The sequence below is a fragment of the Bradyrhizobium barranii subsp. apii genome, from assembly GCF_011516635.5.
In the GTDB taxonomy this organism is placed as follows: Bacteria; Pseudomonadota; Alphaproteobacteria; order Rhizobiales; family Xanthobacteraceae; genus Bradyrhizobium; species Bradyrhizobium barranii.
The window spans coordinates 4,639,056-4,664,107 of sequence record NZ_CP096255.1 but is presented as its reverse complement, the minus strand read 5'-3'; the positions used below and the strand labels follow the sequence as shown (position 1 = coordinate 4,664,107).

The 25,052-nt window shown below is 65.4% G+C and carries 26 protein-coding genes and 1 pseudogene; 12 read left to right on the top strand and 15 right to left on the bottom strand.

All coding sequences use genetic code 11. The features are described 5' to 3' along the window. Nucleotides 1-88 precede the first annotated feature (88 nt). The 8 genes from HAP41_RS22175 to HAP41_RS22140 all read right to left on the bottom strand — a co-directional run bounded on the left by HAP41_RS22175 (nucleotide 89) and on the right by HAP41_RS22140 (nucleotide 6,143). Nucleotides 89-697, bottom strand: coding sequence for a riboflavin synthase (locus tag HAP41_RS22175; protein WP_085399860.1), 609 nt, complete (start codon nucleotides 695-697; stop codon nucleotides 89-91). Then, nucleotides 697-1,845, bottom strand: coding sequence for a bifunctional diaminohydroxyphosphoribosylaminopyrimidine deaminase/5-amino-6-(5-phosphoribosylamino)uracil reductase RibD (ribD, locus tag HAP41_RS22170; protein WP_166097068.1), 1,149 nt, complete (start codon nucleotides 1,843-1,845; stop codon nucleotides 697-699). The genes HAP41_RS22175 and ribD overlap by 1 nt, the downstream gene beginning before the upstream one ends. Next, entirely contained in the window at nucleotides 1,842-2,324 is a 483-nt protein-coding gene (gene nrdR, locus HAP41_RS22165; protein WP_007603426.1) for a transcriptional regulator NrdR, read from the bottom strand. Before nrdR ends, ribD begins: the two co-directional genes overlap by 4 nt. 16 nt (nucleotides 2,325-2,340) lie before the next feature. Next, nucleotides 2,341-3,639, bottom strand: coding sequence for a serine hydroxymethyltransferase (gene glyA, locus HAP41_RS22160; RefSeq protein WP_028152497.1), 1,299 nt, complete (start codon nucleotides 3,637-3,639; stop codon nucleotides 2,341-2,343). Between the two features lie 259 nt (nucleotides 3,640-3,898). Further along, on the bottom strand, nucleotides 3,899-4,120 hold the full coding sequence (locus HAP41_RS22155; protein ID WP_008131709.1) for a hypothetical protein: 222 nt from the start codon (nucleotides 4,118-4,120) through the stop codon (nucleotides 3,899-3,901). A 37-nt stretch (nucleotides 4,121-4,157) separates the two neighbouring features. Continuing rightward, nucleotides 4,158-4,394 carry a hypothetical protein gene (locus tag HAP41_RS22150; RefSeq protein ID WP_028152498.1) on the bottom strand — a complete coding sequence of 79 codons (237 nt, stop codon included), beginning with the start codon at nucleotides 4,392-4,394 and terminating at the stop codon, nucleotides 4,158-4,160. Nucleotides 4,395-4,593: 199 nt separating this feature from the next. Next, nucleotides 4,594-5,112 carry a transcriptional regulator LdtR gene (gene ldtR / locus HAP41_RS22145; protein WP_011087797.1) on the bottom strand — a complete coding sequence of 173 codons (519 nt, stop codon included), beginning with the start codon at nucleotides 5,110-5,112 and terminating at the stop codon, nucleotides 4,594-4,596. Nucleotides 5,113-5,639: 527 nt separating this feature from the next. Continuing rightward, nucleotides 5,640-6,143, bottom strand: coding sequence for a DUF6163 family protein (locus tag HAP41_RS22140; protein WP_028155097.1), 504 nt, complete (start codon nucleotides 6,141-6,143; stop codon nucleotides 5,640-5,642). A 138-nt stretch (nucleotides 6,144-6,281) separates the two neighbouring features. Here HAP41_RS22140 and hemB point away from each other — a divergent pair, with 138 nt between their 5' ends. The 4 genes from hemB (at nucleotide 6,282) to HAP41_RS22120 (ending at nucleotide 9,585) form a co-directional block, all read left to right on the top strand. After that, nucleotides 6,282-7,343, top strand: a complete 1,062-nt coding sequence (gene hemB, locus HAP41_RS22135; RefSeq protein ID WP_063986325.1) for a porphobilinogen synthase — start codon at nucleotides 6,282-6,284, stop codon at nucleotides 7,341-7,343. Between the two features lie 275 nt (nucleotides 7,344-7,618). After that, on the top strand, nucleotides 7,619-8,158 hold the full coding sequence (locus tag HAP41_RS22130; RefSeq protein WP_135215696.1) for an RDD family protein: 540 nt from the start codon (nucleotides 7,619-7,621) through the stop codon (nucleotides 8,156-8,158). Between the two features lie 130 nt (nucleotides 8,159-8,288). Continuing rightward, entirely contained in the window at nucleotides 8,289-9,065 is a 777-nt protein-coding gene (locus HAP41_RS22125; protein WP_014494765.1) for an arginyltransferase, read from the top strand. Nucleotides 9,066-9,108: 43 nt separating this feature from the next. Then, nucleotides 9,109-9,585 carry a hypothetical protein gene (locus HAP41_RS22120; RefSeq protein WP_166097069.1) on the top strand — a complete coding sequence of 159 codons (477 nt, stop codon included), beginning with the start codon at nucleotides 9,109-9,111 and terminating at the stop codon, nucleotides 9,583-9,585. A gap of 21 nt (nucleotides 9,586-9,606) precedes the next feature. Here the strand turns inward: HAP41_RS22120 and HAP41_RS22115 are convergent, their stop codons facing one another. Next, on the bottom strand, nucleotides 9,607-10,959 hold the full coding sequence (locus HAP41_RS22115; RefSeq protein ID WP_063982850.1) for an Nramp family divalent metal transporter: 1,353 nt from the start codon (nucleotides 10,957-10,959) through the stop codon (nucleotides 9,607-9,609). Nucleotides 10,960-11,126: 167 nt separating this feature from the next. Between HAP41_RS22115 and HAP41_RS22110 the strand changes: the two genes are divergently transcribed. Further along, a complete protein-coding gene (locus tag HAP41_RS22110) occupies nucleotides 11,127-12,371 on the top strand; it encodes an MFS transporter (protein WP_135215699.1) in 1,245 nt (414 codons plus the stop codon). Here the strand turns inward: HAP41_RS22110 and pdxR are convergent. Continuing rightward, nucleotides 12,368-13,852, bottom strand: a complete 1,485-nt coding sequence (pdxR, locus tag HAP41_RS22105) for a MocR-like pyridoxine biosynthesis transcription factor PdxR (protein WP_166097070.1) — start codon at nucleotides 13,850-13,852, stop codon at nucleotides 12,368-12,370. The genes HAP41_RS22110 and pdxR overlap by 4 nt on opposite strands. 160 nt (nucleotides 13,853-14,012) lie before the next feature. On the opposite strand from pdxR, the gene HAP41_RS22100 reads away from it, so the two are divergent. Further along, the gene (locus HAP41_RS22100; RefSeq protein ID WP_063982847.1) at nucleotides 14,013-14,576 is read left to right on the top strand and encodes a pyridoxamine 5'-phosphate oxidase family protein; all 564 of its coding nucleotides are present in this window, start codon (nucleotides 14,013-14,015) and stop codon (nucleotides 14,574-14,576) included. Here the strand turns inward: HAP41_RS22100 and HAP41_RS22095 are convergent. Beyond that, the gene (locus HAP41_RS22095) at nucleotides 14,573-15,832 is read right to left on the bottom strand and encodes an adenylate/guanylate cyclase domain-containing protein (protein WP_166097071.1); all 1,260 of its coding nucleotides are present in this window, start codon (nucleotides 15,830-15,832) and stop codon (nucleotides 14,573-14,575) included. The two genes, HAP41_RS22100 and HAP41_RS22095, sit on opposite strands and share 4 nt — an antisense overlap. Nucleotides 15,833-16,007: 175 nt before the next feature. Between HAP41_RS22095 and HAP41_RS22090 the strand changes: the two genes are divergently transcribed. Further along, on the top strand, nucleotides 16,008-17,165 hold the full coding sequence (locus tag HAP41_RS22090) for an MFS transporter (RefSeq protein ID WP_166097072.1): 1,158 nt from the start codon (nucleotides 16,008-16,010) through the stop codon (nucleotides 17,163-17,165). A gap of 31 nt (nucleotides 17,166-17,196) precedes the next feature. After that, a complete protein-coding gene (locus HAP41_RS22085) occupies nucleotides 17,197-17,388 on the top strand; it encodes a hypothetical protein (RefSeq protein ID WP_014494760.1) in 192 nt (63 codons plus the stop codon). On the opposite strand, the pseudogene HAP41_RS22080 reads toward HAP41_RS22085, so the two are convergent. From HAP41_RS22080 to dmeF, 3 genes and pseudogenes are all read right to left on the bottom strand, one after another. Continuing rightward, nucleotides 17,385-18,244, bottom strand: a pseudogene (locus HAP41_RS22080) (DMT family transporter). The gene HAP41_RS22085 and the pseudogene HAP41_RS22080 overlap by 4 nt on opposite strands. A gap of 81 nt (nucleotides 18,245-18,325) precedes the next feature. Next, nucleotides 18,326-19,159: an N-acyl homoserine lactonase family protein gene (locus tag HAP41_RS22075; protein WP_166097073.1), complete on the bottom strand. Its 834-nt coding sequence runs from the start codon at nucleotides 19,157-19,159 to the stop codon at nucleotides 18,326-18,328. A gap of 86 nt (nucleotides 19,160-19,245) precedes the next feature. After that, nucleotides 19,246-20,208 carry a CDF family Co(II)/Ni(II) efflux transporter DmeF gene (gene dmeF / locus HAP41_RS22070; protein WP_166097074.1) on the bottom strand — a complete coding sequence of 321 codons (963 nt, stop codon included), beginning with the start codon at nucleotides 20,206-20,208 and terminating at the stop codon, nucleotides 19,246-19,248. 194 nt (nucleotides 20,209-20,402) lie between these two features. On the opposite strand from dmeF, the gene HAP41_RS22065 reads away from it, so the two are divergent. The 4 genes from HAP41_RS22065 to HAP41_RS22050 all read left to right on the top strand — a co-directional run bounded on the left by HAP41_RS22065 (nucleotide 20,403) and on the right by HAP41_RS22050 (nucleotide 23,505). Next, nucleotides 20,403-21,221: a chromate resistance protein ChrB domain-containing protein gene (locus tag HAP41_RS22065; RefSeq protein ID WP_166097075.1), complete on the top strand. Its 819-nt coding sequence runs from the start codon at nucleotides 20,403-20,405 to the stop codon at nucleotides 21,219-21,221. Beyond that, complete coding sequence (gene chrA / locus HAP41_RS22060) at nucleotides 21,221-22,606, top strand: chromate efflux transporter (protein WP_166105853.1); 1,386 nt, start codon at nucleotides 21,221-21,223, stop codon at nucleotides 22,604-22,606. Before HAP41_RS22065 ends, chrA begins: the two co-directional genes overlap by 1 nt. A 79-nt stretch (nucleotides 22,607-22,685) precedes the next feature. Next, nucleotides 22,686-22,847 (top strand): hypothetical protein, encoded by a 162-nt coding sequence (locus HAP41_RS22055; protein ID WP_166050174.1) that lies wholly within the window; start codon nucleotides 22,686-22,688, stop codon nucleotides 22,845-22,847. 7 nt (nucleotides 22,848-22,854) lie between these two features. Continuing rightward, the gene (locus HAP41_RS22050) at nucleotides 22,855-23,505 is read left to right on the top strand and encodes an outer membrane protein (RefSeq protein WP_248577222.1); all 651 of its coding nucleotides are present in this window, start codon (nucleotides 22,855-22,857) and stop codon (nucleotides 23,503-23,505) included. Nucleotides 23,506-23,507: 2 nt separating this feature from the next. Here the strand turns inward: HAP41_RS22050 and HAP41_RS22045 are convergent, their stop codons facing one another. Then, entirely contained in the window at nucleotides 23,508-25,052 is a 1,545-nt protein-coding gene (locus HAP41_RS22045) for a GMC family oxidoreductase (protein ID WP_166097076.1), read from the bottom strand.

The window sequence follows — 25,052 nt, the reverse complement described above, 5'->3', positions numbered from 1 at the left end:
TCGAGCCCGGAATCTCGAGATTCCCCGGTGCGCAATTGCGCACCTGTGGTCTGGTCCTTCGGACCATCCCGGAATAACGGCTCCGCCGTCACTTCATTTCCGTCAGCCGCGCGGCATAGCGGGCCATCAGGTCGACCTCGATATTGACCTCGGCGCCCGCTTTCCAGCCGCCGATCGTCGTGACCGTCAGCGTATGCGGGATGATCAGCACCGAAAAGGTCACGTCTCTCACCGTATTGACCGTCAGCGAAACGCCGTCGAGCGTGATCGAGCCCTTGGTGGCGATGAAGCGCGCGAGCTCCCGCGTGGTCGAGAGCTCGAACCGCGCCATATCAGGCAGGTCCTCGCGACTGACGAGGGTGGCGACACCGTCGGCATGGCCGGCGACGATATGGCCGCCGAGCTCGTCGCCGATCTTGAGCGCGCGCTCGAGATTGAGCCTCGTGCCGACCTTCCAGTGCTTTGCAGTCGTCAGCGCCAGCGTCTCGGCGGCGGCATCGACGTCGAACCAGGTTCGGCCGCCTTCGACGCCGGAAGCAACCACCGTCAGGCAGACGCCGTTGCAGGCGATCGAGGCGCCGTCGGCGATGGTGGTCTGATCGTAGCGGCAAGCGATGCGCAGCCTGTGCAACTGGCCCTGCGCTGTCGGCGTAAAGCCGACGATCTCGCCGATATCGGTGACAATGCCAGTGAACATTACGCGCGCTCGTAGATGGTGAGAGTATCCTTGCCGAATGTCTCGCTAGCATGAACCTTATAGGCCTGCGACTGCGTGATTTTCGACAGGGGCAATGCATCGAGCGCATCGACGCCGCCCGGGCCGACCCCTTCCGCTCCGCGGAACAGCCAGATCTCGTCGGAGAGGTCGGCCGCGACGAAGGACGCCGCGACACGGCTGCCGCCCTCGACCATCAGCCGCGTGATGCCTTTCTCCGCCAGCACATGCAGCACGGCCGAAAGATCAAACCCGGAAGCGTTTCCTGGTGGTACGCGGATGATCTGAGCGCCGGCCGCTCCGAGCCGCGTGGCGGCGGCGGCTTCCGCAAGCTCGGAGCCGATCACCCAGAGCGGCGTCTCCCGCGCGGAACGACCAAGCTGGCTCGCGGCCGAAATGCGCAGATTCTGGTCGAGCACGACGCGTATGGGAGAACGCGCTTCCATGCCCGGCAGGCGACAGTTGAGCTGCGGATCATCCGCCAGCACCGTGCCGATGCCGACCAGGATGGCGTCGCTCTGTGCGCGGAGCAGATGCACGCGATTGCGCACGGCCTCGCCCGTGATCGCAAGCGGCTTGCCGCCAGCCGCACCGATCTTGCCGTCAGGCGAGACCGCGAGCTTCAGGATCACATGCGGGCGCTTGTCACGGATTCGGCGAAAATGCCCGGCGTGGTCGAACGCGGCCTCTGCCGCGCACAGACCCACCTCCACCGCGATGCCGGCCGCGCGCAAGCGCGCATGACCCTGGCCCGCGACTTCCGGATTGGGATCCTCGATCGCCGCGACCACCCGCGTGATGCCGGCGGCGATCACCGCGTCTGCGCAAGGCGGCGACTTGCCGAAATGCGAGCACGGCTCCAGCGTGACATAGAGGGTGGCGCCTCGCGCGGCCTCGCCGGCCCGCAGCAGCGCTTCGGGCTCGCCATGCGGTCGCCCGCCTGGCTGCGTCCAGCCGCGGCCGATGATGACCCCGTCTTTCACGATGACAGCGCCCACGGCAGGATTGGGCCAGGTGCGCCCCTGCCCGCGCTTGCCGAGCGCCAGCGCCAGCTGCATGAAGCGACGATCAGCGTCCTTGGACTCGCGGGCGTTCTGCGCGAACTGATCCTCCAGGATCCGGAAGATCATTTGCGGATCGCGGCGAGCCGCGCTTCCTCCTCACCGGAGAGCTCGCCGAGCACGTCGGCGAAATCCTTGGCCTCGCGGAAATTGCGATAGACCGAGGCAAAGCGCACATAGGCGACGTCGTCGAGCGTGCGCAGATGCTCCATCACGGTCTCACCGATCACCTCGGAGGAGATCTCGGCCTCGCCGCCGGTCTCGAGCTCGCGGACGATGGTGGAGACCATCTTCTCGACCCGCTCCGGCTCGACCTGCCGCTTGCGCAAGGAGATCGACACCGAGCGCATCAGCTTGTCGCGGTCGAACGGCACGCGGCGGCCGTTGCGCTTGATCACCGTGAGCTCGCGCAACTGCACGCGCTCGAAGGTGGTGAAGCGGAAATTGCAGGCGACACACACGCGCCGCCTGCGGATCACGGAAGAATCCTCGGTCGGACGCGAGTCCTTTACCTGCGTATCGAGACTGTTGCAGTTCGGGCAGCGCATCCGTTTACCCTAGACCTTACTGATAGATCGGGAACCGATCGGTGAGCGCCTTGACCCGTTCCTTGATCGCGGCTTCGACCAGCGGCGCCTTGCCGTCGTCGGACTGCGCGATCGCGTTGAGGACCTCGGCGATCATGCCGCCGACCTGCTGGAACTCGGCGACGCCGAAACCACGGGTCGTCGCCGCCGGGGTGCCGAGACGCAGGCCCGAGGTGACGAAGGGCTTTTCGGGGTCGAACGGAATGCCGTTCTTGTTGCAGGTGATGGCGGCGCGGACCAGCGCCTTCTCCGAGACGTTGCCCTTCAGGCCCTTCGGCCTGAGGTCGACCAGCATCAGATGGTTATCGGTGCCGCCGGAGACAATATCGAACCCGTGGCTCTTCATCGCCTCGGCCAGCGCCTTGGCGTTCTCGACGACGTTCTTCGCATAGATCTTGAAGTCCGGACGCAGCGCCTCGCCGAAGGCGACCGCCTTCGCCGCGATCACATGCATCAGGGGGCCACCCTGCAGGCCCGGGAAGATCGCCGAGTTGAGCTTCTTGGCGAGCGCCTCGTCGTTCGAGAGGATCAGGCCGCCGCGCGGACCGCGCAGCGACTTGTGCGTGGTGGTGGTGGTGACGTGGGCATACGGCACGGGCGAGGCATGCACGCCGCCGGCGACGAGACCGGCGAAGTGCGCCATGTCGACCAGGAGGTACGCGCCGACGCTGTCCGCGATCTCGCGAAAACGCTTGAAGTCCCAGGCGCGCGAATAGGCCGAGCCGCCGGCGACGATCAGCTTGGGCTTGACCTCTTCGGCCTGCTTGGCGACCGCGTCCATGTCGATGATCTGGTCCTCGCGGCGCACGGTGTAGTGCGCCGCTTTGAACCACTTGCCGCTCATGTTGACGGGCGAGCCGTGTGTGAGATGGCCACCGGCCGCGAGGTCGAGGCCCATGAAGGTATCGCCGGGCTGCAGCAGCGCCAGAAACACCGCCTGGTTCATCTGGCTGCCGGAGTTCGGCTGCACATTGGCGAAGTTGGCGCCGAACAGCTTCTTGGCGCGATCAATCGCGAGGTTCTCGGCGACGTCGACCCACTCACAACCGCCATAGTAGCGCGCGCCCGGATAACCCTCTGCGTACTTGTTGGTCATCACCGAACCCTGCGCTTCCAGCACGGCACGGCTGACGATGTTCTCGGAGGCGATCAGCTCGACCTCATGGCGCTGCCGGCCGAGCTCGCCCTTGATGGCGGCGGCGATTTCCGGGTCGGCCTGGTCGAGCGAGGCGGTGAAAAACGAGTCGGGCGCGGAGGCGGTTCTGGCTGAGGTCATCTTGCGAATATCTCCACCGCCGCAGCCTTTTGGCGGGCTACGGGCGGTCTGGTGTGGCGATCGGAAGCGGCGAGCGCGATCTACCACATCACCCGCCCCCGGCCAAGTATTTGCGGGTCGAGAGCGAGAATTATGCCAGATATGGTGGGGATTGAAGGATCCGGGCGAGAGGACGGCTGCTTGAACCGTCCGCCCCGGTCAGTCCTGAAGGGTCCGATTTGGACCTTAAAATCCGTGCCGATGCGGGCCGGACCTGCCCCTACAGCCCGGTATACCCCGCCTTCACGGGATCGACGCTGCCGTCGAGCTGGCGCAGATAGGTCAGTCCGCACACCGTCAACCTGTGGGTGTCCTTCTCGCCGGCTTCCATCAACGTATTGAGGTAGTTCGTGACCTTGGCCCGTGCCTCCGCGCTCGCCGCGGACGTGCGGTTCGCGAGCAGGTCATAAGTCTGCATGATCCGGTCGATGGCAGCTTCCATATCACCCTCTGGTTCTGTCGAATTTTGGGAGTTTTGATCAGGCAACCGCGCGGGCCCCGGACTGGGCCTCGAACCGGCCAATGGCCTTGTTGGCGAGCCTGATCTTGTTCAATTCGCCGTGCTGGAGCAGCTTGATGATGATCTCGAGCAGGCTTTCGTTGGTGACCAGCGTGTCGGGAATCGCGCCGGAGCGGCGGAGGTAGTTGGCTGCGATGGCATAGGCGTCGCTCACGAGTTCGACGTTCATTGCCTGAAGCCCGCGCTCGACCAGCATCGCATCCTCCGATCCGCAGTAACAACTGCGGTGCGGGGAACTGGTTCCGCCTGGCCGGCAATTATTTCGCAGTCGCGAAACGACAAAACGCACCGGTCCGGGGCAGAGCCGGGCCGGCGCGCTTGGGGAGGTCAGGCACGTTCGGGAGGCTTGCCGGTCTTGTTATGGGCCGGCTTGGCCAAGTCCCGTCGCAAAGAACTCAGAGACGATACAGGATCTGGTCGGTCCAGAACCGCTCGAGGCGGTGCAGCGACTTGTTGAGGGTCGAGAACTCCTCGCCCGAGATGCCGCCGACCTGCTCCACCGTCTTGACGTGCTTCTGGTAGAGGGAGTCGACGATGCGGCGGACTTCCTGGCCCTGCGGGGTCAGGCGGATGCGCACCGAGCGGCGATCGACGCGCGAGCGCTGATGATCGAGGAAGCCGAGCTCGACGAGCTTCTTCAGATTGTAGGAGACGTTGGAGCCGAGATAGTAACCGCGCGTGCGCAGCTCGCCCGCGGTCAGCTCCTTGTCGCCGATGTTGTAGAGCAGGAGCGCCTGGACCGAGTTGATGTCCGCACGGCCGCGGCGATCGAATTCATCCTTGATGACGTCGAGGAGCCGGCGATGCAGCCGCTCCACCAGAGTCAAAGCTTCCAGATAGAGCGACTGCACCGAACCCTGCTGGCCGGAGACGCGCTCTGCGGTATCTGCCGCAGTTGCGACGGCTTTCATCATGACACTTCCCCTGTTGTCGTTTTTATCGACACTCATTCGACGAAACTTTTGCTCCGTCTGATAGGTGCAACTTAAGGGGGGCGTTTGAAGATCGGCTTAAATAAGAGAATAAAGAGATCATGAATTTAAGACAGTGAATTGCGGATTAAGCCTGTGTCACAAGGGCTTTTCGCAACCGTCTGTTGACCCTCGCAAGGTCCTGTTCACCCTCCGTCCGCCACCTCTGTCGCATTCCAGTACAGGGCCGCCCCGTTTCGAAACGGGCGCGTAAGAGCTGTGGCGGAACGCACGGAGTCAATGAAAAGTTACCTCGAATTTTAGGCAACCAACGGTCAACCAAGCCACGACTTCGGAAATGCCGCTCTCGTGTCCCGGACAAGCGCAGCGAAGCGGAGCGCAGAGCCGGGACCCAGAAGCCGCAAACGAGATCGTGGAGAGCTGGGCCCCGGCTCAGCAGCGCATCACTGCGTGCTGCGCTGCGTCCGGGGCACGAGAGAGTGTGAGTGTGCGTTGAAATCGCAAGCGCGCTACGGCGGCCGCTCGCGCGCGGCCATCCAGGCGAGCGCGAGATAGGCGGCGAGCATGAAGGCTTCGACACCGACGACGATCAGGCTGCCGCCGTAGATGCCCGGGAACATCAGTTCGATCACCGCCATCGACACCACGGTCGTCAGCCACACCACCGCGCCCCAGGGCGTCGCAAGCCAGAGGCCGACCGCGGCAACGAGCTCGATCACGGCGAAATAGACCGTGGCGGCCTGCCAGGCCATCGACTGGTTCTCGAACGCCTCGTCCTCACCGCCGACGAAGCCGGTGACCTGGGCCCAGTGATAGAGGCCCTTCAGAATCGACAGCAGCGCCATCACGCGCAGGAACAGCACGAGCCGGCGCGTCCAGACATTGTCGTCGGACTCGGGGCGCTCCGACGAGATCGCCGCCACCGACATCGCGTTGTCTCTGGCGTTGTCTCTGGCGGCGTCCCTGGCACTGGCGCCGTCGCGGGCCGCATCGCGGGTGGAGATTTCGGACATGGTCCCCTTCTGGCTGCTTCGCCCCGCAAAATCAATCGGCTGCCCGATTGACCTCAATTTTGCCTTGCGGCAGGTCAAGCCGCGGTGACGGGAACCATGCGAGCTGGTATAAGAATAATTCCAGCCGGAGGAAGAATGATGGCGATCAAATACGGACGCCCGATCGAATTGCGCGAGGTTTCGCGCCGGGATGGCGCCAGTGCCTCCCCTGCCCTCGATCTGGCCGTCCGCCCGCGCCGCAACCGCAAGGCCGAATGGGCCCGGCGCATGGTGCGCGAGAACGTGCTGACCACCGACGATCTGATCTGGCCGCTGTTCCTGATCGACGGCAACAACAAGCGCGAGCAGATCGCCTCGATGCCGGGCGTCGACCGCCTCAGCGTCGACCAGGCCGTGCGCGAGGCCGAGCGCGCCATGAAGCTCACCATCCCCTGCCTCGCGCTGTTTCCCTACACCGACCCGTCCCTGCGCGACGAGGAAGGCTCCGAGGCGACCAATCCGAACAACCTGGTCTGCCAGGCGGTGCGCGCGATCAAGAAGGAGTTTCCTGACATCGGCATCCTCTGCGACGTCGCGCTCGATCCCTTCACCAGCCACGGCCATGACGGCCTGATCTCCGACGGCAAGATTTTGAACGACGAGACGGTCGCGGTGCTGGTGCGTCAGGCGCTGGTCCAGGCCGAAGCCGGCTGCGACATCATCGCGCCCTCCGACATGATGGACGGCCGCGTCGCCGCGATCCGCGAGGGGCTGGACCGCTCTGGCCTGCTCGACGTGCAGATCATGGCCTATGCGGCCAAATACGCCTCCGCCTTCTACGGCCCGTTCCGCGACGCCATCGGTTCGGCCAAGACGCTGACCGGCGACAAGCGCACCTACCAGATGGACAGCGCCAACACCGACGAGGCGCTGCGCGAGGTCGATCTCGACATCTCCGAGGGCGCCGACATGGTGATGGTGAAGCCCGGCATGCCCTATCTCGACGTGGTCCGGCGCGTGAAGGACACCTTTGCGATGCCGACCTTCGCCTACCAGGTCTCCGGCGAATACGCGATGATCGCAGCCGCCGCCAACAATGGCTGGCTCGACGGCGAGCGCGCAATGATGGAGAGCCTGTTGGCGTTCAAGCGTGCCGGCGCCGACGGCGTGCTCAGCTATTTTGCGCCGAAGGTGGCGGAGAAGCTGCGGAGCCAAACGTAAGGTATCGCGGGGTGGGCCAAGCGGCTTGTCCGCCGTAGCTCGAAGAGCGAAGGCGGAAGCGTGCCCACCATGCCAGCTAGCGATCGCGGAACGATGGTGGGCACGGCGCTAACGCGCCTTTGCCCACCCTACGACGCCTTCCCTGAACGACAGCGGTAACAGCCCCGCCCCCGAATTGCCGGAATATTTCGGCTTGTTGACGCCCGCACGCCCTTGGCACGGGGATGACTTGCTCCCATGTCCTGCCACGGGAGTTTCCCTTGGGAGAACGGACTATGTCGTATTCGGACTCGCGCAATGCCTGGCGCAATGACGGCGCCATGCAACCGCACGCCTTCGATCCCTATCTGCACCCGGAATTGTTCCGTGGCGTGGCAACGCGGCGGGCGTTCGCGTTCCTGATCGACATGGTCGTGATCTCCGTTCCCGTGATCCTCGGCTACATCTTCATCGCGCTGTTCGGCATCGTCACGCTCGGCATCGGCTGGGCGCTGTTCTGGCTGGCCTGGCCGGCCTCCGTTGTTTGGGCGATCGTCTATTACGGTGCCTGCATCGGCGGTCCGTCGTCCGCGACGATCGGCATGCGCCTGATGGATCTGGAGTTGCGCACCTGGTACGGCGCGCCCGGCTATTTCGTGCTCGGCGCCACCCATGCCGTGCTGTTCTGGGTGACGGTCTCGTTCCTGACACCTTTCGTGGTGCTGGTTGGGCTGTTCAACGGCCGCCGGCGCCTGCTGCATGATGTCGTGCTGGGAACGGTCGTGATCAACAATTCCGTCCGCGCGCCCGTGCCGCAGGCGGCAAGGACCTACTGAGAGCCTGATGATCAAGAACCTATCAACCAGGACCGACTAAACTGACTGATCTGACCTGCCGAGTAGACCGATTGACCGGGGGCCTTCGTAGCGCGATGTTAATGCCCACTTTGGAGGCCCACGACGTCCCTTGACCCAGCACTCGCGCGACACCCCCCAATTTTACCTCACGGCGCCCTCTCCCTGCCCGTATCTGCCGGGCCGGCATGAGCGCAAGGTGTTTACGCACCTCGTGGGGGAGCGCGCAGGTGACCTCAACGACCTCCTGACCCATGGCGGGTTCCGCCGCAGCCAGTCGATCGCCTACCGGCCGGCCTGTGACCAGTGCCGCGCCTGCGTCTCCGTCCGGGTGGTCGCCAACGAATTCCGCCCCTCCCGGAACTTCCGCAAGGTGATCGCGCGCAACGCCGACATCATCGGCGAGCAGCGCAGTGCGGTGCCGACCTCCGAGCAATATTCGGTGTTCCGCGCCTATCTCGACTCCCGCCACCGCCATGGCGGCATGGCCGACATGACCGTGCTCGACTACGCCATGATGGTCGAGGACAGCCATGTCGAGACCCGCATCATCGAGTACCGCAAGCGCGGCCCCGACAGCGGCATCACCGGCCGCGGTGAGGAGCTGATCGCGGTGGCGCTGACCGATGTGCTCAGCGACGGCCTGTCGATGGTCTATTCGTTCTTCGAGCCGAGCCAGGTCAGCCGGTCGATGGGCACCTTCATGATCCTCGACCATATCGCACGGGCGCGACGTCAGGGCCTGCCCTACGTCTACCTCGGCTACTGGATCGAAGGCTCCAAGAAGATGGACTACAAGGCCCGCTTCCTGCCGCAGCAGCGCCTCGCGCCGTCAGGCTGGCTGCGCATCGATGCGCAAGGTGACGCGACGTCAGAGCCGCAGGATTAAGGGAGCGGTGGTTCGACGTCCCGCGGCGAGAATAGGCCCGTGCTTGCGGTCTGCAATTTCCGTCCTGTTCGCACTGTCGTTGATCATCCCGTCGAGCATCGACGCCCATGCCTGTGACGCCGGCCACAAGGACTATTTTGGCCGCTGTATCGCGGTGACACCTCTGCCCCCGAAGCTTCGCGCGTTCCTCAAGGACTACGGCCAGCCGATCGGCAAGGCTGGCGAGGTCGCTGATCTCTTCGCGCCAGACCTTCCCTTGTTCGACAAGCCCGAGCCTGGCCGCAAAATCATTCACACGTGGCGGCGCCCGAACGCCAACGTCGAATCCGAAGCCCGGATCGAGGACGTTCTTCCCGACTTCTATGTCGTGACAGTGAGCGTGTACGAAGGCCCGACATCATGCGGGATCGAGGAGTTCAAGCAGAAGGGACCGAAGATGCTGCGGGGTTACGTCCCGAAGACCAGCCCGCAAGGACTGCCCTCGCTCTGGAAGTTCAAGCATATGAGTGGACTCTGCTAGCGGCCATAACCGCAAGCGCACTCACCCGAACAGCGTATCCACCAGCAACTTCACGTTCAAAATCACGATGATGCCCGCGACGATCCACGCGATCGCGGCGACGTATGGCGGTATCGCGAACTTGCCCATCTTGCGCCGATCCGATACGAAGCGGACCAGCGGGATCACGGCGAAGGGCAACTGCATCGACAGCACGACCTGGCTGAACACCAGGAGATCCGCCGTGCCGCGCTCGCCATAGATCGCGGTGACGACGATCACCGGCACGATAGCGATGCCGCGCGTCAGCAATCGCCGCGCCCAGCTCGGCAGGCGCAGGTCGAGAAAGCCCTCCATCACGATCTGGCCGGCGAGCGTCGCCGTCACCGTCGAGTTCAGGCCCGAGGCGAGCAGCGCAATGGCGAACAGCGTCGAGGCGATACCGAGGCCGAGCAGCGGCGACAACAGCTCGAAGGCCTGGCCGATCTCGGCGACGTCGGAATGGCCGCTCTTGTGGAAGGTCGCGGCTGCCACGACAAGGATCGCTGCATTGATGAACAGTGCCAGCATCAGGGCGATGGTCGAGTCCGTCGTCGCCCATTTGATCGCCTCGCGCCGGCCGGTGTCGTTGCGCTCATAGGCGCGCGTCTGCACGATCGAGGAGTGCAGATAGAGATTATGCGGCATCACGGTCGCGCCGATGATGCCGATCGCGATGTAGAGCATTTCCGGATTGGTGAAGATCTCGGTCTTCGGCATGAAGCCGTGCAGGACTTCCGCCATCGGCGGCGCCGCGGCCACGATCTGGACCACGAAGCAGACCGCGATCACGACAAGCATCGCGATGACGAACGCTTCGAGGAAGCGAAAGCCGCGGTTCATCAGGAGCAGCAGCAGGAACGCATCGAGCGCGGCAAGCAGCGCGCCGCCGATCAGGGGAATGCCGAACAGCAGTTTGAGCGCGATCGCTGTGCCGATGACCTCGGCGAGATCGCAGGCGATGATCGCCGCCTCGCAGGCGAGCCAGAGCAGGAAGTTCACCGCCGGCGAATAGGTCGCGCGGCAGGCCTGCGCGAGGTCGCGGTCGGTGACGATGCCGAGCCGCGCCGCCAGCGACTGGAGCAGGATCGCCATCAAATTCGAGAGCAGGATGACCGAAAGCAGCGTGTAGCCGAACTTCGACCCTCCGGCGAGGTCGGTCGCCCAGTTGCCGGGGTCCATGTAGCCGACCGAGACCAGATAGCCGGGGCCGACAAAGGCGAGGAATCGCCGCCACCACACCCCCGCCGTGGGGATGGCAATCGTGGCGTTCACCTCGGCGAGGCTCTTGGTAGCAGGCGCATCAGTGCGCCAGCCGGCGGCATCTTGGGTCAAATCGGGGGAGCGGGCATCCATATCAGCAGAATACCGAAGTCGAAGCTTATTGCAACTCATTTGCAACTGCATCTAGCCGCATGAGTTCCCGGCGCGGCGGTTATTGGCCGCCCTGTCGGGAAGCGGGTGGGTTTGGCCGTCCTCGGGGGCGGATACTGGCGGCAACACGACTTTGCAGGAAATGCGCCATGTCAAACCCGCTTCGCCTCCCAGACACCTTCAACCGCCTCGCCTGGTCCAACCTGGCGGCGCAATCGGCCGAGCAGATCGCGCTGGCCGCGGCCCCCATCGTCGCCGTGCTCACGCTGGGTGTTGCGGAAGGCCAGACCGGCCTGCTCCAGACCGCCCTCACCCTGCCCTTTGTCCTGTTCGCCATTCCGGCCGGCCTACTCGCCGACCGCATCTCCCGCCGCTCGCTGATGGCGGGTGCCGAAGCGCTGCGCGCGGTCGCGCTGGCGGCCATCGTGCTGCTGCTCACACTTGGCGCGCTCAATTTGCCGCTGCTCGCTCTGCTCGGCTTTGCCGCCGTATGCGGCACGGTCGTCTACAGCGTGGCGGCGCCGGCCCTGGTGCCCTCGCTGGTGAGCGCGGAGCTGTTGCCGTCGGCAAATGCCCGCATCGAGCTCGCCCGCACCATCGCCTTTGCAAGCGGGCCTGCGCTCGGCGGCGCACTGGTCGGCTGGTGGGGCGCGAGCCCGGCCTTCGGCTTCGCCGCAGCGCTTTCGGCCATCGCCGTCGTGCTGCTCTCCGGCATCTACGAGCCCACCCGGACGCCCTCGCCGCGGCGCCATCCGTTCCAGGACATCCGGGAGGGCGCGGCCTTCGTGTTCCACCATCCGCTGCTGCGGCCGGTGTTCATCACCCAGTTCATCTTCAACACCGGCTGGTTCCTCCAGATCGCCGTGTTCGTGCCCTATGCGGTACGCCATCTCGGCCTGACCGCCGCAGGCGTCGGCACCGTGCTGACGATGTACGGCGTCGGCATGGTGATCGGCGCGCTGTTCGCCACGCGCGTGATGAAGCGCATCGCCTTCGGCACGGTGGTCGGCCTTGGCCCGGTCACAGGTTTCGTCGCTGCGGTGGTGATGGCGCTGACGGTGCTGGTCCCCTCCCCCTGGCTCGCAGCCTTGAGCTTCTTCCTGCTCGGGGTCGGGCCGATCCTGTGGGTGATTTCGACCACGACCCTGCGGCAGTCCGTGACGCCGCCGCGCCTGCTCGGACGCGTCTCCGCCATCAACATCATGAGCTACGGCGCCCGCCCGCTCGGCTCGGCGCTGGGCGCGATCGTCGGCGGCCTCTGGAGCGCGGAAGCCTGCCTGTATCTCGCAGCCGCCGTGTTCGGCGTGCAGGCGCTGGTAATCTGGCTCTCTCCCGCCGTGGCGCTGGATCGGCAGCCCGCCATGGTGGGGGACGAAGTGCCGGCGCGGTGCTAGTCCGGTACGCAATCAGTGGCGATGGCCCGCGCCAGTCGGGCAACCGCCGGCGCAATGGTCTGCTGCGGGTAGCCGCTGAAGCCCAGCATCAGCGCCGACTGCGCCGGGGCCTCGATATAGTGGCGGCTCATCGCGCGAACGGTGACGCCGTGGTCGCGAGCGGCCCGTTCGATCTTCACGTCGGACAGTCCCCGTCGCGTGTAGGCAACCAGGTGCATGCCCTGGTCCGGCGGCTCGACCGACAAATGGTCGCCCAGGCGCCGCCTCAGTGCCGCAACGAGGGTATCGCGCTGGCGGCGATACACTTCCCGCATTCTGCGGATGTGGGCTGCGAAATGCCCCTCCTCCATGAAGGCCGCAGCAACGGACTGGCAGAGGCTCGACGGTTGACGGTCGATCAGATAGCGCGCGGCAACGAAATTCCGCACCAGCGGGTGTGGCAGCACGGCGTAGCCAAGCCGCAGTCCGGGGAAGAGCGCCTTGTTGAGAGTTCCGACGTAAATGACACGGCCGGCCTCATCCAGGCCCTGAAGCGAAGCGAGGGGACGGCCGCCGTAGCGGAATTCGCTGGCGTAATCGTCCTCGATGATCCAGGCGCCGGACTCGCGGGCCCAGGCGAGAAGTTCGAGGCGGCGCGCCATCGACAGGGGAACGCCTGTCGGAAACTGGTGCGAGGCCGTTATGAAAACTGCGCGCGCCTTCGGGGCGCGGCGGATCCCTTCCGTGACGTTGACGCCGTGCTGGTCAACCGGGATGGCGCAAACCTTCGCGCCTGACGCAGCGAGCGTAAGACGGGTCAGGGTATAGCCGGGGTCTTCGATCCAGACCTCCTTGTCCGGCCCGGGCATGACACGTGCGGCGATGTCCACGGCTTGCTGCGTGCCGGCGGTGATCACGATCTGATCGACCTCGCAGCGCACGCCGCGTGCGGCCCGAAGATAGTCGCAAACCGACTTGCGCAGCTCCAGCAAGCCACGCGGATCGCCGTAGCCGAGATGATGTCGCTCAAACGATCGCAGCGTGCGCGCCGTGAGTTTGCGCCACAATTCGGCGCTACGTGCATCCAACAGCGTGCGACCCAGGTTGAAGGGACGCTCGTCATTCTGCGTCGTCACATCGACGAAATCGCCGAGGCCGTGAAAGGAGGCCGCGCCTGCCGCGGCCGGTGCCGCCCGCGTCTTGCGGCCATGAGGCGCGGCAAACGGTTCAGGCAGATCGGACGCAACATAAGTCCCCGCCCCCTTCCTGCCGAAGGCATAACCTTCGGCCAGCAGCTGCTCGAAAGCCGAAACAACTGCGGTACGCGAGACGCCGAGCTGCGCCGCAAGGTCGCGCGTCGAGGGCAACTTGGCCGCCGGACGAAGCGCTCCGGACAGAATTGCCGATCGTAGCTCGAGGTAGATTTGGCGGAATACCGGCGCCTCCGCCGTGCGGTCGACGCTGAAGGAATAGAGTTCTGCCCAGCTCTGCCTGCTCTTCACGGGTCCTCGTCCGACAGGTGAGCGCACGTCGGGAAGTGGTATGCTGCAATAGGGCCAAGTGGACCTTTGCTCAAGACCACTATTTTTCTATCCTGTTTCGGATAACAAGGAAACCTGAAATGTCCGCTCATTCGGATGGCGGCGCGGAGCGTCTTGCACCATGAGTTCACCGCAAATCCGTCGCGAGGACCGCGCCATGTCGCAGGAGCGGATCCTGGAGATGCTGGCACGCGGATATGCTGGCCATCTTGCGACAGTCAGCGAGGACGGCTTTCCCTACTGTATCCCGCTCCTCTATCTCTGGCTCGACGGTGAGGTGTATCTGCACACGACAGCCGCCCGGGGACATCTGCGCGCAAACATCGAGCGAGATCCCCGCGTCTGCATCGAGATCGATGAGCACGAAGGTGTCTTCGACTATGGCCGGTTCGAATGCGATTCCGGTCTCGCCTATCGAAGCATATGCCTGTTCGGCCGCATCAGGGTCGTGGGCGACACGGGCATCAAGCAGCGGTTCTGCGAAACGTTGATGGCCAAATACGGCAAGCCGGATACGACGCGACCGAAGGGGTTCTTCCCGCGGCTCGACATCATCACCGTCTACGCCGTCGCCATTGAGCGCATGACCGGCAAGGAGACTTCGATGCCGCCGCTTTCCGAACAATGGCCCGCCAAGGATCGAACGAAAACGCCCAATGTCTCGGCCCCTGCGATCCGCCGCTAATTCGCCAGATATCGCTCGTAGCTCCCGGTCACCGGCTCGCTCGTATCGACCTCAGGATCGAGCGTGTAGAGGTCCTGCGCGCGGCCGATGCCGCGCAGCGCGTAGCGCCCGGTGGAGACGAGGTAGCGACGGCCGGTGGCGTCCAGGCCCTTGTAGAACTCGGCCGAGGCCAGCAGCTCGCGGTCGACCGAGCGGCTCATCGAGGCGATGCGACTAACCTCGTTGACGGTGGGGCCGACGACGGTGAAGTCGAGCCGGTCCGCGCTGCCGATATTGCCGTAAAAGACCTCGCCGACATGCAGGCCGATATAGGCCGACGTCGTGGGACGGCCATCGGCCTCCCGCCGCTTGTTCAGCGCAGCGACGTTCTTGCGGAACAGATGCTCGGCGCGTAGCGCAGCGCGCCGCGCGTCCGACATGTCTTCCCCCCAGAACATCGCGAGCACGCCATCGCCGATCAGCTTCAGGACGTCGCCGCCGGCATCGTGGATCGTGTCGATCACGGCCTGGGCATAGTCGTTGAGGAACGGGATGATCTCGTCGGGGCCGATGCTCTCGCTGATCCCGGTCGAGCCGCGCAAATCCGAATACCACAGCACGGCATTGATGCGCTCGGTGACGCCGCGTGTGATGCGCCCGCCCAGCACCTGAGCGGAGGCATCGCGGCCGAGATAGACGCGGCCGAGGGTTCGCGCGATGTCGACCTGCTGCGCCGACTTGATCGCGAGCCCCAGCACCGGCACGAGATCGCGCAGAGCTTCGAGCTCGGGTTCGGAGAAGCCGCTGTCGCGGCGCGTGGTCCAGCAGGAATAGAGGCAATCCATCAGGCCGAGCGCGCCGTTCTCGCCGAAGCGATGCACGAAGGCGAGATAGTGCTTGTGGCCTTTTTCCGCGAGCTCGCCGATCTGTGAGAAATCCATCGACGGCGCGTCGGCAAGGTCGATCACCCTCTCGTCCTCGCCGTGCTCGAGCATGTGGAAGAACACCGAGCGGCGCCAGCTCTTGGCGGCATCGCCTTCGGCGGTCGAACCATATTCGAACACATCGCTCTCGTTGCTCTGCCGGTCGCTCCACCGGAAGCCGCGGCCCTCATAGATCGGATGCAGCGTGTCGATCACGACGAGCCCGCGCGAGAGTTCCAGCCCTTCGGCGCGGCAGCGCTCGCAGAAGCCGCGGAGCAGCTCGTTTTCGGGCAGGCCCGTCAGCCCTTGGCCCGTCAGCCAGTTCATCAGCGCGAGGCGCGAGGTCCATTGCATGCGCCATTATGGCGTGCATTCGTGACGAGCGAAAGGCCACGCGCGAACCGTGCGCAACCAAGGCTCCCGTCCGCAGCAGATCGAATATGCCGCGGACGCTGTTGACGCGCTCTCGCCACGGGCCGCAAATGCAGCCGATGGCACCGCCGCAAACCGAGACCAGAATCGCACCGAGATGAGCCAGCGCCAGCTTCCGATCATCCTGGCGCTCGGCACCACGCAGACCCTGGCCTGGGCTTCCAGCTACTATCTGCCGGCGCTTCTCGCCGATCCCATGGCGCGCGACCTCGGCGTCTCCTCCAACTGGATCTTTGGCGCGTTCTCGGCCTCACTGGTGATCTCGGCGATGCTCGGCCCGCGCATCGGGCGGCAGATCGATCTGTTCGGGGGCCGGCAGGTGCTGTCGGTCTCGAACCTGACGATGGCCGCGGGTCTCGTCCTGCTCGGCCTCTCGCACTCATTGGCGGTGATGGCGTTCGCCTGGCTCGTGCTCGGCATCGGCATGGCGATGGGGCTCTATGACGCCGCCTTCGCCGCGCTGAGCCGCATCTACGGCACCGAGGCGCGCAGGCCAATCACCGGCATCACGCTGATGGCAGGCTTCGCCTCCACCGTCGGCTGGCCCCTCACCGCCTGGGGCCTGTCCCATATCGGCTGGCGCGAGACCTGTTTTGCCTGGGCGGCCGCCAATCTCCTGATCGGCCTGCCCCTGAACTTCTTCATGCTGCCGGCCATCAAGGGCGCCAGGCAGGCCGCGGCGACGGCCGAGAAGCCGCATCTGCCGCTCGACCGCACCATGGTACTGCTCGCCTTCGTGTTCGCGGCGGTCTGGACCGTCACCGGCGCAATGGCCGTCCATTTCCCGCGCCTGCTGGAGGCCACAGGTGCGACGCATGTCGAGGCCATCGCGGCCGGCGCGCTGATCGGCCCGGCACAGGTGGCCGCGCGCATTCTCGAAGCGGGCTTCCTGAGCCGCTTCCATCCGCTGTGGTCGACGCGCCTTGCCTGCGTCACCCACCCGCTCGGCGCCGCCGTCGTCGCCATCTTCGGCGCGCCCGCCGCAACCGCGTTTGCGCTGCTCCACGGCTCGGGCAACGGCATTCTCACGATCGCGCGCGGCACGCTGCCGCTGTCAATCTTCGGCCCGAAAGATTTCGGCTACCGCCTCGGCATCATCGGCGCGCCGGCACGGATGGCGCAGGCCGTGGCGCCGCTGGCCTTCGGCCTGCTCATCGACGTCATGGGCGCCAAGGTGCTGATGGTCTCCTCCGCACTCAGCCTCTCGGCGCTGGCGGCGCTGTTCCTGATCCGCGCCGAGCGGCGGCCGGATTGACCGGGCCAAGGCTTTCGCGCACAAGCGGGCCATGAGCGAAGACAACAGCCCGCCCCGCACCTTCAAAGGCCTGCTGCGCTGGGCAACCACGCCGCCGCAAGCCTGGGGCGTCTATCTCCTCGCCATCATCCTGGTCTGGCTGCTCTCGTTCTACGCCGGCACGCTTAAGCCGAAGAAGACACCAGACGCCAGCCCGCCCCCGGTCACGGCACCGCGCAGCTAGGCCGGCTTCGCCTGGCTGGTCGCGATCCAGATGCCGGCGAACACAGCAACCAGCCCGATCAGAAGGTTTGCCGTGATCGGCTCGCCCATGAGCAGCGCCGCAAGCAAGGTCGCAGCAATCGGATTGACCGTCATGGTATTGGCAACGCGGGTCGGCGTCGCCGCGCCAGCGCCATCACCCAGAGGATGAAGGCGAGCGCGCCGCCGCCGATGCCGAGATAGATGCCGGCGATCCACTGCGCCGTCGTGAAATGATCGAGCGCCGCAAATCTGCCCTTCACGAACCCCGCCAGCACCAGCACGGCTGCGCCCGCGCCCATGCCGACGGTGAGAAAACCCAATGCGCTGGAGCGCTGCATCAGCGGGCGCGACAGCACGTTGTAGAACGCCATGCAGAACACGGCGCAGGTCATGATCAACTCGCCGCGCCAGGCGCCCGGCGGGCCCAGCGCCGCCGCCACGCCGAGCACGGCGATGCCAACGCCAATCATCTTGCGCGCCGTCAGCCGCTCGACGCCGAGGATCGCACCGACCACCATGGTGTGGAGCGGCAGCGTCGCCAGCGCGAGACTGGCGCGCGCGGCGGTCGTGTAGGACACCGCGATATTGTAGAGGATGATGAACAGGCCGAAGAAGCAGATGCCGAGCAGCGCCACCGCCGGCCAGTCGGGCCGCTGCGGCCAGCGCACGCGAAGCAGGAGCGCACACGGCAGGAGGCAGAGAAAGCCGATCCCCCAGCGCAGGATCGCCAGCAGAACCGGATCCGCGCCGCCGACGAGATAGCGGGTGATCGCCGCGGCGGTGCCGCCGAGGCTGCTCGACGCCAGCGCGATCGCAACCCCGGCCCACTCTCCCACGATCATCTCCTGTCGCGGAGCTCTCTGGGGCCGTAACACGCTGCTGCTGCCAGCGTCATGGCAGCAGCCTCGGCGCAAACGTTAGTCGTAAAACTCAGGTGCCATCTTCTGGCTGTCGCGCTGGGCCTTGTCGTGGTTGATCCAGAGCTGCGCCTTCTCCTTACCGAGCGTGTCGGCGATCTTCTGCATTGACGCCGCGCTCTGGTCCTTGTTGGCGTTCATGCTGGGGACGCGGCGGTTGTCCCAATTGTCCTTGAAGTGGACGGCGTCGCCCGACAGCACCACCGCGCCGGTTTTCGGCAGTTTCACCAGCAAAGACTGGTGTCCCGGCGTGTGGCCGGGCGTCGACAGGATGGTCACGCTGCCGTCGCCGAATACGTCCTTGTCACCCGCGAGCAACTCGACCGGATGCGCGGGCTTGAAGCGCGGTTCGTTGTTGGCGCCGGGCCAGTCATATTCGGCCTTCTGCACGTAGAGCGTGGCCTGCGGGAACAGCTCGACATTGCCGGTGTGATCAGGGTGCGTGTGCGACACCGCCATCGCCTTGACGTCATCCGGCTTAAGGCCGAGCTGTTCGAGCTGGGCGGCCAACGTCTTCGGCCGGCGCCAGGTGACGGCCTTGGGATCGGCGGGGACAAGGCCATTCGGCATGGCGGCGACGGCATCGGCGATGCCGGTGTCCCACAGGAACCAGCCCTTGCTGCTGTGCTTGATGAGATAGCAGCTGTCGACGAAATCCATCGCCTTGCCCTCGTTCAGGCCGGGCGTCCAGCGCGAGATATCGCCCGCGGTGCCCTCCCCGCAATTGAGGACGTAGAGCTTTTCGACGCCCGATTTCTCGGACTGCGCAACGGCCGCGTGGCCGGACAGAGCCAGCGCGGCGACGGCGAGAGCAAACTTGATCCTGGGCATCATCCTTGGTCCCTCTTGCAGAGCCGTGTATGGCTGCGACCGAGGATCAACCCCGGCCGCGCCGCCGAATTCCGTTTCGGCAGATCACATCAATGCGGGCAGGTCTCGACCTCGACCGTGACGTGGCTCAGGCCCTTCAGCCCAGCGACCCGCTTCTTGTAGACGGCCGGCTGCTTCGGCTTGTCCGACACCACGGAGACCAGCACGGCGCAATGGCCGGGCCCGACCTGCCAGAGATGCAGGTCGGTGACGCGGTCCTCGCCGACTTCCATCCGCGCGCGGATGGTGCGTTCGAGCTTCTCGTCGGCGCGCACGTCGAGCAGCACCGCGCCTGATGACTTGACCAGGCCGAACGCCCAGCTCGCGATCACGGCGCTACCGATCAGGCCGACGGCCGGATCGGCCCAGACCCATCCCGAATACATCGCGACCACCAGCGCTGCGATCGCCAGCACCGAGGTCGCCGCATCGGCCATGACGTGGACGTAGGCCGCACGAAGATTGTTGTCGTGATGATGGTGGTGATGACCGTGATCGTCGTGATCATCATGCGCATGCCCAAGGCCGTAGTCATGGCCGTGATGATGGTGATCATGGCTGTCGCGCAGCAGCCACGCGCTAACGAGGTTGACGCAGAGGCCGAGGGCGGCGACCGCGATGGCCTCGCCATAGACGATCGGCACCGGCGTGAACAGCCGCAGCACGCTCTCATAGGCGATCTCGACCGCGATCAGGCCCAGGATGATCGCGCTGGAGAAGGCGGCGAGATCGCCGAACTTGCCCGTGCCGAAGGTGAAATGCGCATTCCCCAAGTGCCGGCGCGCGAAACGGTAGGCGAAAGCGGCAATGCCAAGCGCCGCCGCATGCGTGCCCATGTGCCAGCCGTCGGCCAAAAGCGCCATCGAGCCGAACAGCGAGCCGGCAACGATCTCGCCGACCATCATGACCAGGGTCAGGACGACCACGAGCCAGGTGCGCCGCTCGTTCTCGTCGTGCTTCTCGCCGAGGAAGGCGTGGTCATGGGTCCATTGTTCGATCGAATGGGAATGCATCGAAAAGTCTCCGAAAGGTCCGGTCCGTTGACCCGCAATATAGACCTGCGGAATGTCCGGGCAAAATCAAGTCAACGAGCCGATTGACAGCCCGGGGCGGTTTCGTTGTAATGACGCTCATGGGGACTGAGCGATCTCCCCACGAGGCGACAAGCCCAAGTATCGCGTCCCGCTTGTTTCTACGAGGGCGCATCATGTCTTCCTACACAACGATATCATCTGACAAATTGGCACGGCTGATTGGCACGGCGAACGCACCTGTCCTGATCGACGTGCGCACGGACGAGGATTTTGCCGCCGACCGGCGACTGATTCCCGGCTCGATCAAGCTCAGCCACGACAACGTTCCGGATTGGGGCGGCGAATTCTCCGGCCGTTCCGCCATCGTCGCCTGCCTCCGCGGCGAAAAGCTCGCACAGGGCACGGCCGCCTGGCTGCGCCAGCTCGGCGTGCAGGCCGAGACGCTGGAAGGCGGTTTCGAGGGCTGGAAGAACGCAAAGCTGCCGCTGGTCGATGCTGCAAAACTGCCGCCGCGCGACGCCAAGGGACGCACCGTCTGGGTGACGCGGGCCCGGCCGAAGGTCGACCGCATCGCCTGCCCCTGGTTGATCCGCCGCTTCGTCGATCCCAACGCGGTGTTCCTGTTCGTCGCGCCCTCTGAAGTGGTCGCCGTGGGCGAGCGTTTCAACGCGGCGCCGTTCGACATCGAGAACGTGTTCTGGAGCCACCGCGGCGAGCTCTGCACCTTCGACGTGATGATCGAGGAATTCGGGATTGCCACGCCCCCGCTGCTGCGGCTTGCCACGCTAGTCCGTGGCGCCGACACCGCGCGGCCCGACCTCGCGCCGGAAGCCCCCGGCCTGCTCGCGGCCTCGCTCGGGCTGTCGCGGATGTACGACGACGATCTCGAGCAGCTCGAAGCCGGCATGACGCTCTACGACGCCTTCTACCGCTGGTGCCGCGACGCTTCGGCCGAGACCCACAACTGGCCGACCAACAAGGTGAAGGCGTGATGGACATCCGCGCCAATCAAACGGGGGCTGATGCCGGTCACGGCATCAGCTTCGGTGAAGCCTTCCGCGTCTGGCTCCGCGTCGCCTGCCTGAGCTTTGGCGGCCCCGCGGGCCAGATCGCGGTGATGCATCGCATCCTGGTCGAGGAGAAGAACTGGATCTCCGAAGGCCGATTCCTGCATGCGCTGAACTACTGCATGCTCCTGCCCGGACCGGAGGCGCAGCAGCTGGCTACCTATGTCGGCTGGCTGATGCATCGCACCGCCGGCGGGCTGATGGCGGGCGGGCTCTTCATCCTGCCCGGCATCATCGCCATCATGGGCCTCAGCTACATCTACGCGGCTTTCGGCAATGTCAGCTTCGTCGAGGCGCTGTTCTTCGGGCTGAAGGCGGCCGTGCTGACCATCGTCCTCGAAGCCGTGGTGCGCGTCGGCAAGCGCGCGCTGAAGAACCGCATCATGATTGCACTCGCCGCAATCGCCTTCGTCGCGATCTTCTTCTTCGCGGTCCCCTTCCCGATCATCATCGTCGCCGCCGGCGTGATCGGATATGTCGGCGCGCGAACCGGCCGTCCGGAGTTTGCCCCGGCGGCCCACGGCCCCGGCGGCAGCACCGCCGTGATCGACAGCATGCTCGGCGAAGCCGTTCCCGAACATGTGCGCCCCAACACCGCGCGCGCGATCCGCGTCGGTGCGCTATGGCTCGCGCTCTGGCTGGTGCCGGTGATCGCGCTGCTTTTGATTCTTGGTCAAGCCAGCGTGTTCAGCCAGATCGCGCTGTTCTTCTCCAAGATGGCGCTGGTCACGTTCGGCGGCGCTTATGCGGTGCTGGCGTATGTTGCGCAGCAGGCGGTCGAGCATTATCACTGGCTGAAGCCGCACGAGATGCTCGACGGTCTCGGCATGGCCGAGACCACGCCGGGTCCGCTGATCATGGTGCTTCAGTTCGTTGGCTTCATGGCCGCCTATCGCGATCCAGGCGGCCTGTCGCCGATGCTTGCAGCGACGCTCGGCGGACTGCTTGCGACCTGGGTCACGTTCACCCCCTGCTTCCTCTGGATCTTCGTCGGAGCCCCCTACATCGAGCGCCTGCGCGGCAACACGGGCCTCGCCGGCGCACTCAGCGCGATCACCGCCGCTGTCGTCGGCGTGATCCTCAACCTCTCGATCTGGTTCGCGCTGCACACGCTGTTTCGCGAGACCGTTCCGGTGCACGCTTTCCCGTTCGCATTCGACAGGCCGGTGCTGACCAGCATCGACATCCCGGCGCTGCTGCTGTCAATCGCGGCCGCAACCGCGATCTTCCGCTTCAAGCTCGGCATGCTCACCGTGCTCGCCGGCAGCTGCGCCGCGGGCGTGGCACTCCGGCTGGTGGGGGTGATCTGAGCAGCAGCTTCATCGAGCTGTCATCCTCAGGCCGCAACCTCATTGCGTGACATTTGCGCCACGCTCTACCAAAACTTGTATGGATCGCATCGATGCGACCTTCCGCCACGCCCACCATATCTGGCAAAGATGCATGCACGTTTTGGGCATGTGGGGACATTTCAGAAATGACGCGTTGCATCAATCTTTGCGCCGGTATGCTTTTGACAGTGGGATTTTCCAGCGCGGCCTTGGCGGCTGATCTGGCGGTGAAGGCACCTCCCCTCGCGCCTATCCCCTTCACCTGGACCGGTTGCTATGTCGGCGCACACGTCGGCGGTGTCGTCAGCGACGACCGGACCACCAACTCGCTTGGAAACTCTGTCTCCTTCAGTTCAACAGGCTTCGTTGGGGGCGGACAGGTCGGCTGCGACTATCAATTTGCGACCAGATGGGTCGTGGGTGCCGAAGGCCGTGCGGCCTGGAGCAGCCTCCGCAACTCGCACGCCGGCACCGTCAGAAACCTCGTGACCGGCGTCGTCGTCCCCAGCCAGTTCACGATGAGCAACGACTTCCTGGCCTCGGCCACCGCGCGGCTCGGCTACGCGTTCGCTGATCGCTGGCTGGTGTTCGTCCGGGGCGGCGGCGCCTGGACGCGTGAAAAGCTTGACGATGCCTTCACGCCCGCTGGTGGCGTCCCCGTCAATCCCAGCGGAGCCAGCACCCGAACCGGCTGGACCGCCGGCACCGGCGTCGACTGGGCGTTCGCGCCGCATTGGTCCGCGGTTTTCGAGTACGACTATTACGACTTCGGCGACCACAGCGCGTTGCTCAGCAATGGGGCCGGCACGACCGTCAACATCTTCAGCCTGAAGGATCGCATTCACGCCGTGACGGCAGGCGTGAACTATCACTTCTAGCGCTAACGCATCATCATCCGCGCAATCGCCTCGCCGATCACCACCGTCGTGAAGTGGGTGTTGGCGCGGCAGTCGGACGGCATGATCGAGGCGTCGGCCACGCGCAGGCCGCTTATGCCTTTCACCGTGCCATCAGGGTTGACCACGCCGTCAGCGTCGTTAACGCCGCTCATGCGGCAACTGCCGGCGGCATGCTGGATGTCTCCGGTCTCGCGGCGCAGCAGCGCATCGAGCTCGTGATCCGGCAAGGCCGCAGCTTGCGGCAGCGTCAGATCGGTGTCGGTCAGCCTGATCCAATCGGCAATGCCTGAAAGCGCCGGGTGCGAGGTGATCACGGCCAGCCGTTTCACCGCGTCCATCATGCGCAGCATGTCGCGGGGATCGGCAAGCATGTTCTCCTCGACGATGGGATCGATCGCCGGATCGGTCGAGGCCAGCTTGAGCGTGCCGCGCGAATAGGCGTTGAACAGGCCGGCGCCGATCGCTCCGGGCACGCCGATGCCGCGGTGGTTGAACGCGATCAGGATCATGTCGCGCTTGCCGCCATCGGCGAGGCCGGAGGAATAGGTCACGCAGCAATTGGTGTGGCGGGTGTCCGGATCGGTCGGCCGCAGGTTTTCGTGGAGCTGGATCGTGGCGCGAAACAGCGGGTGGTCGAAGAAGTGGCGGCCGACCGGCAGATCGCGCTCGATCGCGATCCCCATCGCCTTCAGCTCATCCGCCGGTCCGATGCCCGAACGCAGCAGGATCGCCGGACTGTGGATGGCGCCGGCGCAGAGCACGATCTGGCGCGCGCTGATCTCGTGGGTGCACTGCCCTTCGATGTGAACACGAAGGCCGGTCGCCCGGCCGTCGCTGATCAGCACGCGATCGACCAGCGCGTGCCCGCGAATCTCGAGATTGGCACGGCCGCGCGCCGGCTCGAGATAGCCCTCGTTGGTCGTGATGCGGCGGCTGTCCCGGCTGTTGATGGGATAGCAGGCGACGCCCTCGCCATCAGGACCGTTGAGGTCGGCGCACCAGGGATAGCCGCTCGCCAGCGCCGCATCGCGCAGGCCGCGATCGATCGGGCCCCACTTCTCGGGCGGAGCGCGATAGACCGGCAGCGGTCCGCCGCTTCCATGGCCCGGGGCGTCACCAAATTCCAAATCATCCTCGATCACCGAGAACAGCGGCATCACGTCCTTGGCCGACCAGCCGGTGCAGCCATTGGCCGCCCATTCGTCGAACGCGTCAGCGACGCCGCGGATGGCGATCTGGCCGTTCATCATCGATGAGCCGCCAAGCCCCTTGCCGCGCCAGTAGAAGCGCGGCTCCTGCCCGGCCACCCGGCGCGTCAGGAGATCGGGCCATTGCCATTTCTCCTGGTACTCACGCTTGTGGATGATCGGGATCGGATTTGGCGTCATCACCTCCCAGGGCGCCTCGTCCGCGCGCCAGTCCAGCCCCGCTTCGAGCAACAGGACGCGCCTTGCGGGATCTTCGGACAACCGCGCCGCAACAGCGGCGCCGGCGGAGCCGCCGCCGACAACAATGACATCGTACAT

Excerpts from the sequence above, each read along its gene's own strand:
- HAP41_RS22065 (WP_166097075.1), top strand. The coding sequence starts at position 20,403 with ATGTCTTCCTACACAACGATATCATCTGACAAATTGGCACGGCTGATT.
- HAP41_RS22150 (WP_028152498.1), bottom strand. The coding sequence starts at position 4,394 with ATGCTGGTCGAGCGCGGGCTTCAGGCAATGAACGTCGAACTCGTGAGC.
- HAP41_RS22090 (WP_166097072.1), top strand. The coding sequence starts at position 16,008 with ATGAGCCAGCGCCAGCTTCCGATCATCCTGGCGCTCGGCACCACGCAG.
- HAP41_RS22095 (WP_166097071.1), bottom strand. The coding sequence starts at position 15,832 with ATGCAATGGACCTCGCGCCTCGCGCTGATGAACTGGCTGACGGGCCAA.
- glyA (WP_028152497.1), bottom strand. The coding sequence starts at position 3,639 with ATGACCTCAGCCAGAACCGCCTCCGCGCCCGACTCGTTTTTCACCGCC.
- ribD (WP_166097068.1), bottom strand. The coding sequence starts at position 1,845 with ATGATCTTCCGGATCCTGGAGGATCAGTTCGCGCAGAACGCCCGCGAG.
- HAP41_RS22115 (WP_063982850.1), bottom strand. The coding sequence starts at position 10,959 with ATGGATGCCCGCTCCCCCGATTTGACCCAAGATGCCGCCGGCTGGCGC.
- HAP41_RS22140 (WP_028155097.1), bottom strand. The coding sequence starts at position 6,143 with ATGTCCGAAATCTCCACCCGCGATGCGGCCCGCGACGGCGCCAGTGCC.
- hemB (WP_063986325.1), top strand. The coding sequence starts at position 6,282 with ATGGCGATCAAATACGGACGCCCGATCGAATTGCGCGAGGTTTCGCGC.
- chrA (WP_166105853.1), top strand. The coding sequence starts at position 21,221 with ATGGACATCCGCGCCAATCAAACGGGGGCTGATGCCGGTCACGGCATC.
- HAP41_RS22110 (WP_135215699.1), top strand. The coding sequence starts at position 11,127 with ATGTCAAACCCGCTTCGCCTCCCAGACACCTTCAACCGCCTCGCCTGG.
- HAP41_RS22045 (WP_166097076.1), bottom strand. The coding sequence starts at position 25,052 with ATGTACGATGTCATTGTTGTCGGCGGCGGCTCCGCCGGCGCCGCTGTT.
- HAP41_RS22085 (WP_014494760.1), top strand. The coding sequence starts at position 17,197 with ATGAGCGAAGACAACAGCCCGCCCCGCACCTTCAAAGGCCTGCTGCGC.
- HAP41_RS22175 (WP_085399860.1), bottom strand. The coding sequence starts at position 697 with ATGTTCACTGGCATTGTCACCGATATCGGCGAGATCGTCGGCTTTACG.
- dmeF (WP_166097074.1), bottom strand. The coding sequence starts at position 20,208 with ATGCATTCCCATTCGATCGAACAATGGACCCATGACCACGCCTTCCTC.
- HAP41_RS22100 (WP_063982847.1), top strand. The coding sequence starts at position 14,013 with ATGAGTTCACCGCAAATCCGTCGCGAGGACCGCGCCATGTCGCAGGAG.
- HAP41_RS22075 (WP_166097073.1), bottom strand. The coding sequence starts at position 19,159 with ATGATGCCCAGGATCAAGTTTGCTCTCGCCGTCGCCGCGCTGGCTCTG.
- HAP41_RS22155 (WP_008131709.1), bottom strand. The coding sequence starts at position 4,120 with ATGGAAGCTGCCATCGACCGGATCATGCAGACTTATGACCTGCTCGCG.
- ldtR (WP_011087797.1), bottom strand. The coding sequence starts at position 5,112 with ATGATGAAAGCCGTCGCAACTGCGGCAGATACCGCAGAGCGCGTCTCC.
- HAP41_RS22055 (WP_166050174.1), top strand. The coding sequence starts at position 22,686 with ATGGATCGCATCGATGCGACCTTCCGCCACGCCCACCATATCTGGCAA.
- nrdR (WP_007603426.1), bottom strand. The coding sequence starts at position 2,324 with ATGCGCTGCCCGAACTGCAACAGTCTCGATACGCAGGTAAAGGACTCG.
- HAP41_RS22130 (WP_135215696.1), top strand. The coding sequence starts at position 7,619 with ATGTCGTATTCGGACTCGCGCAATGCCTGGCGCAATGACGGCGCCATG.